At 67.4% G+C, this 13,336-nt stretch carries 13 protein-coding genes; 9 read left to right on the top strand and 4 right to left on the bottom strand.

The features are described from left to right. Positions 1-2: 2 nt before the first annotated feature. From O7R11_RS04805 to O7R11_RS04795, 3 genes are read right to left on the bottom strand one after another with little or no spacing between them, the layout of a single operon-like run. A complete protein-coding gene (locus tag O7R11_RS04805; protein WP_337996355.1) occupies positions 3-887 on the bottom strand; it encodes a shikimate dehydrogenase in 885 nt (294 codons plus the stop codon). Then, positions 884-1,486 (bottom strand): Maf family protein, encoded by a 603-nt coding sequence (locus tag O7R11_RS04800; RefSeq protein WP_337996354.1) that lies wholly within the window; start codon positions 1,484-1,486, stop codon positions 884-886. The genes O7R11_RS04805 and O7R11_RS04800 overlap by 4 nt, the downstream gene beginning before the upstream one ends. Beyond that, positions 1,479-2,318, bottom strand: a complete 840-nt coding sequence (locus O7R11_RS04795) for a pyruvate, water dikinase regulatory protein (RefSeq protein WP_337996353.1) — start codon at positions 2,316-2,318, stop codon at positions 1,479-1,481. Before O7R11_RS04795 ends, O7R11_RS04800 begins: the two co-directional genes overlap by 8 nt. 451 nt (positions 2,319-2,769) lie before the next feature. Here O7R11_RS04795 and hemE point away from each other — a divergent pair, with 451 nt between their 5' ends. The 4 genes from hemE to rho all read left to right on the top strand — a co-directional run bounded on the left by hemE (position 2,770) and on the right by rho (position 6,798). Beyond that, a complete protein-coding gene (gene hemE / locus O7R11_RS04790; protein ID WP_337996352.1) occupies positions 2,770-3,831 on the top strand; it encodes a uroporphyrinogen decarboxylase in 1,062 nt (353 codons plus the stop codon). Continuing rightward, on the top strand, positions 3,828-4,880 hold the full coding sequence (gene hemH / locus O7R11_RS04785; protein ID WP_337996351.1) for a ferrochelatase: 1,053 nt from the start codon (positions 3,828-3,830) through the stop codon (positions 4,878-4,880). The genes hemE and hemH overlap by 4 nt, the downstream gene beginning before the upstream one ends. Positions 4,881-4,887: 7 nt before the next feature. Continuing rightward, complete coding sequence (locus tag O7R11_RS04780) at positions 4,888-5,316, top strand: CopD family protein (protein WP_337996350.1); 429 nt, start codon at positions 4,888-4,890, stop codon at positions 5,314-5,316. A gap of 222 nt (positions 5,317-5,538) precedes the next feature. Next, the gene (gene rho / locus O7R11_RS04775) at positions 5,539-6,798 is read left to right on the top strand and encodes a transcription termination factor Rho (protein WP_337996349.1); all 1,260 of its coding nucleotides are present in this window, start codon (positions 5,539-5,541) and stop codon (positions 6,796-6,798) included. A 155-nt stretch (positions 6,799-6,953) separates the two neighbouring features. Here the strand turns inward: rho and O7R11_RS04770 are convergent, their stop codons facing one another. After that, on the bottom strand, positions 6,954-7,409 hold the full coding sequence (locus O7R11_RS04770; RefSeq protein ID WP_337996348.1) for a methylated-DNA--[protein]-cysteine S-methyltransferase: 456 nt from the start codon (positions 7,407-7,409) through the stop codon (positions 6,954-6,956). Positions 7,410-7,538: 129 nt separating this feature from the next. Between O7R11_RS04770 and mnmE the strand changes: the two genes are divergently transcribed. From mnmE to O7R11_RS04745, 5 genes are all read left to right on the top strand, one after another. Next, on the top strand, positions 7,539-8,879 hold the full coding sequence (mnmE, locus tag O7R11_RS04765; RefSeq protein WP_337996347.1) for a tRNA uridine-5-carboxymethylaminomethyl(34) synthesis GTPase MnmE: 1,341 nt from the start codon (positions 7,539-7,541) through the stop codon (positions 8,877-8,879). Further along, positions 8,876-10,828 carry a tRNA uridine-5-carboxymethylaminomethyl(34) synthesis enzyme MnmG gene (mnmG, locus tag O7R11_RS04760; protein ID WP_337996346.1) on the top strand — a complete coding sequence of 651 codons (1,953 nt, stop codon included), beginning with the start codon at positions 8,876-8,878 and terminating at the stop codon, positions 10,826-10,828. The genes mnmE and mnmG overlap by 4 nt, the downstream gene beginning before the upstream one ends. Positions 10,829-10,994: 166 nt before the next feature. Beyond that, complete coding sequence (rsmG, locus tag O7R11_RS04755) at positions 10,995-11,642, top strand: 16S rRNA (guanine(527)-N(7))-methyltransferase RsmG (RefSeq protein ID WP_337996345.1); 648 nt, start codon at positions 10,995-10,997, stop codon at positions 11,640-11,642. Further along, positions 11,620-12,429 carry a ParA family protein gene (locus tag O7R11_RS04750; RefSeq protein ID WP_337996344.1) on the top strand — a complete coding sequence of 270 codons (810 nt, stop codon included), beginning with the start codon at positions 11,620-11,622 and terminating at the stop codon, positions 12,427-12,429. Before rsmG ends, O7R11_RS04750 begins: the two co-directional genes overlap by 23 nt. Continuing rightward, entirely contained in the window at positions 12,426-13,298 is an 873-nt protein-coding gene (locus tag O7R11_RS04745) for a ParB/RepB/Spo0J family partition protein (protein WP_337996343.1), read from the top strand. Before O7R11_RS04750 ends, O7R11_RS04745 begins: the two co-directional genes overlap by 4 nt. The last annotated feature ends 38 nt before the right edge of the window (positions 13,299-13,336 follow it).

Below are 13,336 nucleotides of genomic sequence, written 5' to 3'. Positions count from 1 at the left end.
CCTCAGGCGTTGATGCCGGAGAGGACGAAGGCGCGCAGTTCGTCCGTGACTTCCGGCATTACGCCGAACCACTGGGAGAAGCCGGCGCGCGCCTGGTGCAGCAGCATGCCGAGGCCGTCCACGGTGGTCAGCCCGAACTGCTCCGCCGTGACGAGCAGCGGGGTTTTGAGCGGCGCATAGACGATATCGGCGACCACGGCGTCGGGTTGCAGCACCGAGAGATCGAGCTCCAGCGCCGGGTGGCCGGTCATGCCGAGCGCGGTGGCGTTGACCATCAGGCCGATGTCGCGGGCGCGCGCCTTCCACATGCCGCCGGTAAGCGGCAGCGGAAAGATCGCGGCGGCGCGGTGGATGCGCAGGGATTCCGCGAGTTCGGCCGCCTTGTCGATGGTGCGGTTGAAGAGGAGGATTTCCGGCACCCCGGCTTTGATCAGGGCGGCGCACACGGCGCGTGCCGCGCCGCCCGCGCCGATCACCGCGGCGGGGCGGGCGGGGGTCCAGGCCGGGGCCTGCTGTTTCAGGTTGTCGAGGAAGCCCTGGGCGTCGGTGTTGGTGCCGGTGATGGTGCCGTCGCCGTTGACGATCAGGGTGTTGACCGCGCCGATCTGCCGCGCCACCGCGGTGACGTGGTGGACCAGCGGGATCACCGCGGCCTTGTGCGGGATGGTGACGTTGGCCCCGGAGAAGCCGAGCGCGGGCAGCCCGGCCAGCGCTTCCGCCAGGCGGTCCGGCGGCACCGCGAGCGGCACGTAGGCGCCGTCGATGCCGTGGTGCGCCAGCCAATAGCCGTGCAGGCGCGGCGACTGCGAGTGATCGACCGGCCAGCCGATCACCCCGGCGAGGCGGCTGGCGCCGGTGTGGGTGAGAATCCGAGGCGAATGGGTCATGACGGCAAAATCCCGGTGCGGCGCAACCGCGCGAGCAGCGGCATCAGGGGCAGGCCCATGACGGTGAACAGGTCGCCTTCGACGCGCGCGAAGAGTTGCGCTCCTCGTCCTTCGATACTGTAGCCCCCGACCGCTTGCAAGGCTTCTCGCCCCGCGATTTTCAGATAGGCTTCGAGGAATTCATCGGAAAATTCCCGCATCGCGAGGCGCGCGGTGCGCGCCGCGACCCAGGCGGGGCCGCCGCCGCGCACCAGGCAGAGGGCGGAGACCAGCATGTGGGCCCGCCCGCGCAGGCGCTGGAGATGGCGGCGCAGCTCTGCGATGTCTTGCGCCTTGTCGAACCATGCGCCCTCGAAATCGAGAATCTGGTCGCAGCCGAGCACCCAGGCCTGCGGGTGGCGGGCCGCCACGGCGCGCGCCTTGGCCTCCGCCAGGGCCTTGGCCGCATCCGCCGCACTGCCGCCCGCGGCGCGAAGCCGCGCCTTCACCGCCGCCTCGTCGATATCCGCCGGTTCGACGGCGTGGGGAACCCCGGCCTCGGCGAGCAGGCGGTGGCGCACCGCGCTGCCGGAGGCGAGGATGAGGGCGGGCTCAGCCATCTTCGCCCCGGTTGGGATAGCGGCTGCGGTAGAGCTCGACGATCGTCGCCGCCGCCTCCTCGATCGAGCGGCGGGTCATGTCGATCACCGGCCAGCCGCGGCGGGCGAAGATGCGGCGCGCCTCCCCCACCTCCTCGGTGACGCTTTCCAGCCGGGCGTAGGCGGTGGTTTCCGCCTCGTTGAGCATGCGCAGGCGGTTCTGGCGGATCTCGGAGAGGCTTTTCGGCTCGCGGGTGAGGCCGACGATCACCGGGCTTTTCAGGGTCGCCAGCTGCTCCGGCAGGTCGATGCCGAGCACCATCGGCACGTTCGCCGCCTTGAAGCCGCGGTTGGCGAGATAGGCGCAGGTCGGCGTCTTGGAGGTGCGGGAAACCCCCACCAGCACCAGATCGGCGGTTTCCAGGTCGTCCAGCGCCTGGCCGTCGTCGTGGCTGATGGTGTATTCGATCGCCTCCATCCGCTTGTAGTAGGCGGCGTCCAGCACGTGCTGCCCGCCGGGGCGGCCGGTGATGCCGCGGCCGAGAAGCGTGGTGAGGGTGGACATCACCGGGTCGAGCACCGCGATGCACGGCACGCCGAGGGCATAGCAGCCGGTTTCCAGCGCGCGGCGCACCGTGCTGTCCACCACGGTGAACAGCACCAGGCCCGGGTCGTTGGCGACGCCGGCGAGGACCCGCTCCACCTGGCCCGGGGTGCGCACCAGATACCACAGGTGCTGGATCGGCCGCGCATCGGAAAACTGCGCGAGACAGGCGCGCGCCACCGTGGCCACCGTCTCGCCGGTGGAGTCCGAAACCAGGTGAACGTGGAATCCGCCGCTGCCGTCGAGCATGCCGTCTCTCCTGAAATGCCGCATGCAGCCTACCCTGGATAACTCCATAGGACAATCTGGGGACAAACTGTGGATGATTTCCGGTTTTTCCGGATTTCCGGATTTCCTGCCCGTACCCCTGATTCTCGTCCACAGGATTTTCCCGCAGGCCCGCCGCCGCGCCGCATTGGGTGAATCATCGGGATGAGGGAACTGCCGCCGCCGCTTATGCGGATTTTTCACATCCTGTGGATAACCGTAATTACCATTTATTTTCAATATTATAAAAAATATTATCCGCAGCCGTCCGGGGGGTTTCGACCGTGCGGCGGATTTTCCCGCACGGTTGGGGACGATTTCGTGGATGATTCGGCATTCCCGCAATTCCCCCCTACAACCACAACCAATACCTTTTTTATTCAAGGATTCATGTTTAGGTAAGAGAGCGACCGTACTCGGAGGACTCCGTTCCGTGACCCATTCCTTTTCGCCCGCCAAGAGCCGTTTGATCTCGGCATTCTCCGGTCCCGCCAAGGGATCTCCGCCGATCTGGCTGATGCGTCAGGCCGGTCGCTATCTCGCCGAATACCGCAAGGTGCGGACGGAGGCGGGTTCTTTCCTCGACCTCTGTTATACGCCGAAGCTGGCGATGGAGGTGGCGCTGCAACCCCTGCGCCGCTTCGATCTGGATGCGGCGATCCTGTTTTCCGACATTCTGGTGATTCCCGACGGCCTGGGGCAGACGGTGCGCTTCGACGAAGGGGTCGGTCCGGTGCTGATGCGGCTGGAAAAGACCGGCGACTTCGCACGCCTGTCGCTGGGACGGATGGAGCGTCACCTCGAGCCGGTGTACGAGACGGTTTCCCTGCTGCGCGATGCGCTGCCCGCCGAGACCGCGCTGATCGGCTTTTCCGGCGCGCCGTGGACTCTCGCCACCTACATGATGGAGGGACGCAGCAGCCGCGAGTTCCAGATCGCCAAGTATTGGGCCTATGCGCGGCCGGACGATTTCGACCGTCTCATCGGCGTGCTGGTGGAGGCGGTGGCGCTGCATCTTTCCGCCCAGGTCAAGGCCGGGGCCAACGTGCTGCAGATCTTCGACACTTGGGCCGGAGTGTTCGACGACTGGGGCTTCTCCAACTGGGTGGAAAAGCCGATCGCCGCGGTGATCCGCAAGGTGCGGGCGAAGCATCCGGAGATACCGATTTTGGTGTTCGCGCGCGGCGCGGGGCAGCATCTCGACGGTCTGGCGGCGCGCATCGATGCGGACGGCCTGGCGCTGGATTGGGCGGTGCCGCTGGCCTGGGGACGCGACGTGCTGCAGAAGCAAACCCTGATCCAGGGCAATCTCGATCCCGGTTTGCTGCGCCTCGGCGGGGTGGCGATGGAACGCGCGGTCTCCGCCATCGTTGACGGCTGGCGCAAAGGCCGGTTCATTTTCAACCTTGGCCATGGAATCCTGCCGGACACGCCGCCGCAGCATGTGGAGGCGATGGTCCGGCTGATTCGCAGCGAAGCGTGTGTGACGACATGACTCGAGTAGCCGTGGTTTTGTGCAATCTCGGCGGTCCCGACTCGCTTGAGGCGGTGAAGCCGTTTCTGCGCAACCTGTTCGCCGATCCGGCGATCCTCACCATGCCCCAGCCGTTCCGTTGGCTGCTCGGGCGTTTCATCGTCTGGCGGCGTCTTGCGGTGGCGCGGCACAATTATTCCCTGATCGGCGGGGCCTCGCCGCTTCTCGCGCAGACCAGGGACCAGGCGGAGGCGCTCTCCGCCCGCCTCGCCCTGCGGCGCGACGACGTGGAGTTCCGCTGTTTCGTGGCGATGCGCTACTGGCATCCGATGGCGAAAGAGGTGGTGCGGGAGGTGGCGGCCTGGAATCCGGACCGGGTGATCATGCTGCCGCTCTATCCGCAGTATTCCACCACCACCACCGGCTCTTCCCTCACCGACTGGAAGGAAGCGGCGGCAAAGGCCGGACTCGATTGCCCGCACCTGGCGCTGTGCTGCTATCCACGGCTTTCCGGCTGGATTCACGCGGTGACGGAGGGTGTGGAGCGCGAACTCGCCAAGGTGTCGGACCCGGAGCGGGTGCGCGTGGTCTTTTCCGCCCACGGCCTGCCGAAGACCATCGTCGATGCGGGCGACCCGTACCCCGCGCACGTCGAAGCCTCGGTGGACGCGGTGGTGGAGGCGTTGCGCCGCCCCGGCCTCGATTGGGTGCTCTCGTACCAGAGCCGCGTCGGCCCGCAGGTGTGGATCGGCCCGGACACCGAGGAAGTGATCGCCGCGGCGGGCGCCGAGGGACGCTCCCTGGTGGTGGTGCCCATCGCCTTCGTTTCCGAGCATTCGGAAACCCTGGTCGAGCTCGACATCGACTACCGCGAACAGGCGGAGGCCGCGGGCGTGCCGGAGTATTTCCGCGCGCCCACGGCGCAGTGCGCCGTTCCCTACATCGGCGGCCTCGCCGACCTCGTGGACTTCGCCGCGGACCTGCCCTGCGATGCGGGCAAATGGTTCTTCACCGGCGATGGCTGCCGCCGCGCCTGCCGCGCCGGAGCCGGCCACTGTCTGATGGATTGATTCCGAAATGCTCGATCTTTCGTACGGCGCTTACGTTTGGCTCAAGGCGGCGCACGTCATCGTGGCGGTGGCCTGGGTGGGCGGGCTGATCGCCTGGGGCGAGGCCTTTGCCCTGGCGCAGGAGGCGGGCGGCGGGCCTTGCCTCTCCTGGTGCCGCGGCCTGATGAACCGCGTGGTCAACCCGGCAGCGGTCCTCGCCGTCGCCGGCGGCACGGTGCTGACGCTCACCTTCGGCGCGGAGCTGGAACCCTGGCTGCACGCCAAGATTCTCGCCGTGGCGATGCTTCTCGCCTATCATGCGCGGCTTCTGGTGTGGTTCCGCGCCTTTGCGGCGGGGCGTCGGGTGCCGACGCCCGCGGCATTTCGCCGCTTGAAGGTGTTTCCAATCGTCCTATTTGTCGGTATAGTCGTTTGTGTCGTGGTCCGGCCTTTTTAGGATCGGGGCGGAGTTTGGGATTTGACACTCCGCGATTGATTGGGTAAATGGGCCCTCCGGCAGCCGGTGGTGCGCCCGTTCGGCCCGCCGAACCTCCTTTCGTGTTCTCCCTCTCCGTAGTCTTTCGTGTGGACTCGCGTTCGATTCGAACGAGAGGTTTCTCAATCCTCCCATCCATGAGTCGAAATTTCAGGCTGCGTACTTAAGCCATCAGGGGTTTCTATGCACCTACAGGAATTGAAAGGCAAATCCCCGGCGGAATTGCTGGAATTCGCTGAACAATTGAAAATCGAGAACGCCTCGACCCTGCGCAAGCAGGACATGATGTTCGCCATCCTCAAGCAGCTGGCGGAGAACGATACCGCCATCTACGGCGATGGGGTTCTCGAGATTCTTCAGGACGGATTCGGCTTTCTGCGCTCGCCGGAGGCAAACTATCTCCCCGGTCCGGACGACATCTACGTCTCGCCCTCCCAGGTGCGCCGCTTCGGCCTGCGCACCGGCGACACGGTGGAAGGCGAGATCCGCGCGCCGAAGGAAGGCGAACGCTACTTCGCCCTGCTCAAGGTCAACAAGATCAACTTCGGCGAGCCGGACGAGGTGCGCCACCGCATCAACTTCGACAACCTCACACCGCTCTACCCGGAGGACCGCCTTCACCTGGAAGTGGAAAACCCGGCGAAGACGAAGGAATATACCACCCGCGTCATCGACCTGATCGCGCCCTTGGGCAAGGGACAGCGCGCGCTGATCGTCGCGCCGCCGCGCACCGGCAAGACGGTGATGCTGCAGAACATCGCCCACGCCATCTCGGCCAACCATCCGGAGGTCTACCTCATCGTGCTGCTCATCGACGAGCGCCCGGAGGAAGTGACCGACATGGCCCGCTCGGTGAAGGGCGAGGTGGTGAGCTCCACCTTCGACGAACCGGCCGCCCGCCACGTCCAGGTGGCGGAAATGGTCATCGAGAAGGCCAAGCGCCTGGTCGAGCACAAACGCGACGTGGTGATCCTGCTCGACTCGATCACCCGGCTCGCGCGCGCCTACAACACCGTGGTGCCGAGCTCCGGCAAGGTGCTCACCGGCGGCGTGGACGCCAACGCCCTGCAACGGCCGAAGCGCTTCTTCGGCGCGGCCCGCAATATCGAAGAGGGTGGCTCGCTCACCATCATCGCCACCGCGCTGATCGATACCGGCTCGCGCATGGACGAGGTGATCTTCGAAGAGTTCAAGGGCACCGGCAATTCGGAAATCATCCTCGACCGCAAGCTCACCGACAAGCGCACCTTCCCGGGTATCGACATCACCCGCTCCGGCACCCGCAAGGAAGAGCTTCTGGTCGAACGGGGCACCCTGCAGAAGATGTGGGTGCTGCGCCGCGTGTTGATGCCCATGGGCGTCACCGACGCCATGGAGTTCCTCCTCGACAAACTCCGCCTGTCGAAGAACAACAACGACTTCTTCGATTCGATGAACAGCTAAAACTTCGCGGAGGGACTCGGTCCCTCCGCGCCACCCCTAACTTTTGGTTTTTGCGCGAAGCGCGAAAGAACCGTCTGGCGGCGTGATGGCCGATAGCCGCTTTGCGGCGAAAAAGTTATGGGGTCCGGGGGCAACGCCCCTGGCCTTGTTTTCATCTACTGCATCGCGCCTTCGAGGCGGAGGAGTTCGGCCTTGGTGTCGAGGCCGCCGAGGCCGGAATATCCGCCGAGGCCGGCGGTTCCGAGGATGCGGTGGCAGGGGATGAGGATGGGGATGGGATTGGCGCCGCAGGCGCCGCCGACGGCGCGCGGCGCGGAGTCGAGATCTCCGGCCACGTCGCCGTAGGTTCGGGTTTGACCGTAGGGGATTTGCCGCATCGCCAGCCAAACCCGCTGTTGAAACGGTGTGCCGCTTGGTGCTAAGGGCAGGTCGAAGGTATCGCGTTTTCCGGCGAAGTAGTCGGCGAGCTGTTCCGCGGCGCGGGCGAGCACGGCGGGCGTTTCCGGGGTGGCGATGCCCTGGCCGAATTCCAAGGCGACGATGCGGCCTTCGTCGGCGAACAAGGTGAGCGGACCGAAGGGCGAGGGAACGACGAGGCTGCCGCTGTCCATGGGTGTGGACCTCCATTGCCGGGGACTGCGACCTAAGATGGGGTGAAACGGCGGCTCTGTCGAGACGGTTTGATCCGGGGCGGATGTTTCACGTGAAACAGTGCCCGTGCGAAACGAGCAGGACGGAGCATGGAAGAACGGGCGACGATCTTCGCCCCGGCCACCGCGCCGGGGCGCGCCGGGGTGGCGGTGCTGCGGCTTTCCGGGCCGCAGGCCTTCGCCGCGCTTGCCGCGCTTTGTGGGCGGGCGGCGTTTCCGCCGCGGGCGATGGTTTCGGTGCGCTTTTCCGACCCGGAAACCGGGGAGGCGATCGACCGCGGACTCGCGGTGTGCTTCCCCGGCCCCGCGAGCTTCACCGGGGAGGACGTGGCGGAGCTGCACGTGCACGGCAGCGCCGCGGTTCTCGAACGGCTCGCCGGGGTTCTGGCCGGGCGGCCCGGGGTCCGCTGGGCGGAGCCGGGGGAGTTCACCCGCCGTGCGTTCGAAGCGGGCAAGATGGACCTCACCGAGACGGAGGCATTGGCCGACCTTCTGGCCGCGGAGACCGAGGCGCAACGCCGCCAGGCGGTGCGCCAGATGGATGGCGCGCTGTCCCGCCGTTTCGAGGACTTGCGCAACCGCGCGGTGGAGGTTCGGGCCTTCATCGAGGCGGTGATCGACTTTCCGGAGGACGAGCTCCCCGCCGGCACCCGGGACCGGGGTCTGACGATGATCGCCGGACTGAAGGCCGACCTGGCGGAGCTGGTGGACTCGGCGCGCATCGGCTGCCGGGTGCGGCAGGGGGTGACCGTTGCGGTGCTCGGCGCGCCGAACGTCGGCAAGTCCAGCCTGGTCAATCGGCTGGCGGGGTGGGACGTGGCGATCGTTTCCGCCACCGCGGGCACGACGCGCGACCGGGTTTCGGTGGATCTGGCGCTGGAGGGCCTGCCGGTCACCGTCACCGACACCGCGGGCCTGCGCGCGGCGGCGGAGGAGATCGAGGCGGAGGGAATCCGCCGTGCCGAGCGCGCGGTGGCGGATGCGGATTTGCGCCTCGCGGTATTTTCCGCCGAGACCTGGCCCGCACCGGAAGACCCCACATGGCGTTGGGTTGACAGCGGCGCCCTGGTCGTGGTCAACAAGGCGGACCTTGGCGGGGTTGCGGGCGGCCCCCCTATGAAGCCGCCGCCGATCGCCGTCTCGGCGCTGACCGGCGCGGGGTTCGACGCTCTGGCCGATGCGCTGCGCGCCCGGGTGCGGGCGCTCGCCGGACGGCAGGCGGGCGAGGCCCCGCCGATCACCCGGGAGCGCCACCGCGCTCTGGCGGCGGCGGCGTTGGTGGCATTGGAGCGCGCCCAGGCGCAGACGCAGCAGGAATTGCAGGCCGAAGACGTGCGCCTGGCGATCCGCGAGTTGGGCCGCATCACCGGGCGCATCGATGTCGAGGATGTGCTGGACCGGATTTTTGGCGAGTTCTGTATCGGAAAATGACCGCGATTTCGGAAAATCTTGGGTATGACGTGATCGTCGTGGGCGGCGGCCATGCGGGCTGCGAGGCCGCCGCCGCCGCCGCGCGCTTCGGCGCGCGCACCGCGCTTCTCACCCACCGCCTCGACACCCTGGGCGAAATGTCGTGCAACCCGGCGATCGGCGGCCTGGCGAAGGGCCACCTGGTGCGCGAGATCGATGCGCTGGACGGCGTGATGGGGCGCTGGATCGACGAAGCGGGCATCCAGTTCCGCGTGCTCAACCGCTCCAAGGGGGCGGCGGTGCAGGGGCCGCGCGCCCAGGCGGACCGCGCGCTCTATCGCGCCGCGGCGCGGCGCGGCCTGGGCTCGCAGGAGAATCTTACCCTCGTCGCCACGGCGGTGGAGGACCTCACCACCACGCCGGACGGCGCGCGGGTCACCGGCGTGCGCACCGCCGATGGGCGGGCGTTCACCGCCGCCTGCGTGGTGCTCACCACCGGCACGTTCTTGAAGGGCGTTCTCCACGTCGGCCAAACCCAGACGCCGGGCGGCCGGGTGGGAGAAGCGCCGTGCGTGGGCCTCTCCGCCGCGCTCATCCGCCTCGGACTTTCCGTCGGGCGGCTGAAGACCGGCACGCCCGCGCGCCTCGACGGCCGCACCATCGACTGGGCGGGCCTGGACAGGCAGAAGGGCGATGCGCCGCCGGTGCCGTTTTCCTTCCTCACGTCTGAGATCAAAACGCCGCAGATCGACTGCGGCATCACCGCCACTACGACGGAAACCCACGCGGTGATCCGCGCCAACCTCGACCGTGCACCGCTTTATTCCGGGCAGATCACCAGCATCGGCCCGCGGTATTGCCCGTCGATCGAGGACAAGATCGTGCGCTTCGCTCACCGCGAGAGCCACCAGATCTTCCTCGAACCCGAAGGCCTGAACGATCACACCGTCTACCCCAACGGCATTTCCACCTCGCTGCCCGCCGACGTGCAGGAGGCGATGATCCATACCATCCCGGGGCTGGAGCATGTGGGCATCCTGCGGCCGGGCTATGCCATCGAATACGACTTCGTGGACCCGCGCAATCTCCGCCCCAGCCTGGAAACCCGCGCCGTTTCCGGCCTCTTCCTCGCCGGGCAGATCAACGGCACCACCGGCTACGAGGAGGCGGCGGCGCTGGGCCTGATCGCAGGCCTGAACGCGGCACGCCAGGCCGCGGGGCAGGGGCCGGTGCGCCTCGACCGCTCGGAGGCCTACATCGGCGTGATGATCGACGACCTCGTCCACCTCGGCACCAGCGAACCCTACCGCATGTTCACCTCGCGCGCCGAATACCGCCTGTCTCTCCGCGCCGATAATGCGGACCGCCGTCTCACCGAAAAGGGCATCGCCTGGGGCTGCGTCGGCGCGACCCGCGCCCGTGCCTTCGCCGGGAAGATGGATGCGTTGGAAGCGGCGCGCGAACGCCTCGCCGCGGCGACCGTCACCCCCAACGCGGCGGAGGCCTTCGGCTGGTCGCTCAACCGCGACGGCGTGCGCCGCAGCGCCCTCGAACTGCTCGGCCACCCGGAAATCGGCGGGGAAAGGGTTCTCGCCGCGTGGCCGGAGTTCGCCGCCCTGCGCGCCGACGTGCTCGAGCAGCTGGAAATCGAGGCCCGCTACGCCGGGTATCTCGACCGCCAGGCCCACGATATCGAGGCCTTCCGCCGCGACGAGGCGCTCATCCTGCCGGAAAATATTCCCTACGAGGATATCGGCGGACTCTCCAACGAAGTGGTCGCCAAGCTCCAGGCCGCCCGGCCCGCCACCCTCGGCGCGGCCGCCCGCATCTCCGGCGTCACCCCCGCGGCGGTCACCGCCCTGCTGCGGTTCGTGCGCGCGCCGGAAAACCGGGCCGGGCGCTGCCCGGACCTGCAAGGGGATCGTAGCCGTTCGCCGGAGGCGACAGAAACGCCCGGCGGGCGTTTCTGAGGCGGAGATGGTCCCCTTGACCCCATGACTTTCGCGTTTTACCGCGAAGCGGGATGGGCATACCTGCCACACGCACGGTTTTATAGCGCTTCGCGCAAAAACCGGCTAGTTAGGGAAGGTCCGGAGGGACCGAGTCCCCCCGGAAGGTTTTTGGAGTCTGTTTCACGTGAAACATCCGGACGACATTGCCGCGAAGTGTGCGGCGCTGGACCCGCGGTATGGCGTGGATGCGGCGGTGGCGGAGCGAATCGCGCGATTTGCCGCGCACCTGGCGAAGTGGCAGAAGGCGATCAACCTGATCGGCCGCAGCACCGAGGCCAAGGTGTGGGAGCGGCACATTCTCGATTCGCTGCAACTGGTGCCGCTGATTTCTGCGGAGTCGCGGGTGATCGTGGATTTGGGCTCCGGCGCCGGGTTTCCGGGGATGATTCTGGCCCTGTTCGGACGATGGGAGGTGCATCTCGTCGAGTCCGACACGCGCAAGGCGGTTTTTCTGCGCGACTCCGCACGGGCATGCGGGGTTGCGGTGGAGGTGATGGCGCGGCGCATCGAGACGGTGGAGGCTCCCAAGGCCGATGTGGTGACCGCCCGGGCGCTCGCCCCGGTGGCCGAGCTGCTGCGACTCTCTGCGGGAATCCGCCGTTCCGGCACGATCTGCCTGTTTCCCAAGGGGCGGGGGGTCCAGGCGGAATTGACGGACGCGGAAAAAACTTGGACACTGCGGTTCGACACAATCCCCAGCATCACCGATCCGCATGGGGTCATCCTGAAAATCGATGAGGCCCGAGAACATGGCTCCGGATCAACAGCCTGAAAAGCCGCCGTTTCGCCGCATCATGGCGATCGCCAATCAGAAGGGCGGCGTGGGCAAGACGACCACCGCGATCAACCTCGCCACGGCGCTGGCGGCGGTGCAGAAGTCGGTCCTGTTGATCGACCTCGACCCCCAGGGCAACGCCAGCACCGGGCTGGGCATCGGCGCGAACAAGCGGGCCAAGGGGTCGTACCAGGTGCTCGCCGGGATGATCCCGGCGCGCGATGCGGTCCAGCCCACCGATATTCCGATGCTGTCGGTGATTCCGGCGGATATGCACCTCGCCGGGGCGGAGGTGGAGCTGGTGGCGCTGGAGGACCGGGAGTTCCGCCTGCGCGCCGCGCTGCAAGCCGCGGCGCTGGACTATGAATACATCCTCATCGACTGCCCGCCGGCGCTCGGCTTTCTCACCCTGAACGCGCTGTGCGCCGCGGATTCGGTGATGGTGCCGCTGCAGTGCGAGTTCTTCGCCCTCGAAGGCATCAGCCACCTGATGAAGACGATCGAACGGGTGCGCCGCGCGCTCAACCCGCGCCTGGAAATCCAGGGCATCGTGCTCACCATGTTCGACAGCCGCAACAACCTCGCCGGCATGGTCGCCGACGACGTGCGCGGCTTTTTCGGCGACAAGGTCTACCAGACCGTGATCCCCCGCAACGTCCGGATTTCCGAGGCGCCGTCCCATGGCAAGCCCGCGCTGCTCTATGATATGCGCTGCGCCGGGTCCCAGGCCTATATCCGCCTTGCCGGAGAAATCCTCAAACAAGAACGAAGTGCCGCCGCATGACCGACGATACCAAACGCCGCAACCTCGGACGCGGCCTTTCCGCCCTTCTCGGGGATGACCCGGTTTCCCCCGAAGCACCCGAAACCCGCGGGCCGATGGTCCTGCCGGTCGCCGCGCTGACCCCGAGTCCGTTGCAGCCGCGCCAGGTGTTCGACGAGGCCGCGATCGACGACCTCGCCGCCTCGATCCGCGAGCGCGGCGTGTTGCAGCCGCTGCTGGTGCGGCCCGCGCCGGGGATGAACGGCATCTACGAGATCATCGCGGGCGAGCGCCGCTGGCGCGCCGCACAGCGCGCCCAGGTGCACGAAGTCCCCGTGGTGATCCGCGAGATGAGCGACCAGGAAGCCCTGGAAGTCGCCCTCGTCGAAAACCTGCAGCGCCAGGACCTCAATGCCCTGGAAGAAGCGGAAGGCTACCGCCGCCTGCAGGAGGAGTTCCACCACACCCAGGAAGACCTCGCCAGGGCGGTGGGCAAAAGCCGCAGCCACGTGGCCAACACCATGCGCCTGCTTGCCCTGCCGGACGAGATCAAGCAGCTGATGGAGGCCGGCAGCCTCACCGCCGGGCATGCCCGTGCGCTGCTCGGCGTCGAGAACGCCGTCGCGCTTGCCCGCGAAATCGCCGAGAAAGGCCTCAACGTCCGCCAGGCCGAACACCTCGCCAAGGCGGGCCACGGCGGCAAGCCCAAAACCCCCAGGCCGCCGCGCGAAAAAGACGCCGATTGCCGCGCCCTGGAACACGACCTCACCGAAATGCTCGGCCTCAAGGTCATCATCGAAACCCAGGGCCAGGGCGGCAAACTCGTCCTCCAGTACCAAACCCTCGAACAACTGGACGACCTGCTGCAACGCCTCGGCCGCCCGGGGTGAGATAGGGCCAGGGGCTCCGCCCCCGGTACCCCCGCGAG

It is taken from the genome of Oleispirillum naphthae (assembly GCA_027864655.1).
Classification (GTDB): domain Bacteria; phylum Pseudomonadota; class Alphaproteobacteria; order Rhodospirillales; family Rhodospirillaceae; genus Oleispirillum; species Oleispirillum naphthae.
Note: the sequence above shows the minus strand (reverse complement) of the source record. Positions and strands in the feature narration are given on the sequence as shown.

What these genes read in the sequence shown, in the direction of transcription:
- O7R11_RS04805 (WP_337996355.1), bottom strand. Translation starts at nt 887, where the DNA reads ATGACCCATTCGCCTCGGATTCTCACCCACACCGGCGCCAGCCGCCTC.
- O7R11_RS04800 (WP_337996354.1), bottom strand. Translation starts at nt 1,486, where the DNA reads ATGGCTGAGCCCGCCCTCATCCTCGCCTCCGGCAGCGCGGTGCGCCAC.
- O7R11_RS04795 (WP_337996353.1), bottom strand. Translation starts at nt 2,318, where the DNA reads ATGCTCGACGGCAGCGGCGGATTCCACGTTCACCTGGTTTCGGACTCC.
- hemH (WP_337996351.1), top strand. Translation starts at nt 3,828, where the DNA reads ATGACTCGAGTAGCCGTGGTTTTGTGCAATCTCGGCGGTCCCGACTCG.
- O7R11_RS04780 (WP_337996350.1), top strand. Translation starts at nt 4,888, where the DNA reads ATGCTCGATCTTTCGTACGGCGCTTACGTTTGGCTCAAGGCGGCGCAC.
- rho (WP_337996349.1), top strand. Translation starts at nt 5,539, where the DNA reads ATGCACCTACAGGAATTGAAAGGCAAATCCCCGGCGGAATTGCTGGAA.
- O7R11_RS04770 (WP_337996348.1), bottom strand. Translation starts at nt 7,409, where the DNA reads ATGGACAGCGGCAGCCTCGTCGTTCCCTCGCCCTTCGGTCCGCTCACC.
- mnmE (WP_337996347.1), top strand. Translation starts at nt 7,539, where the DNA reads ATGGAAGAACGGGCGACGATCTTCGCCCCGGCCACCGCGCCGGGGCGC.
- mnmG (WP_337996346.1), top strand. Translation starts at nt 8,876, where the DNA reads ATGACCGCGATTTCGGAAAATCTTGGGTATGACGTGATCGTCGTGGGC.
- O7R11_RS04750 (WP_337996344.1), top strand. Translation starts at nt 11,620, where the DNA reads ATGGCTCCGGATCAACAGCCTGAAAAGCCGCCGTTTCGCCGCATCATG.
- O7R11_RS04745 (WP_337996343.1), top strand. Translation starts at nt 12,426, where the DNA reads ATGACCGACGATACCAAACGCCGCAACCTCGGACGCGGCCTTTCCGCC.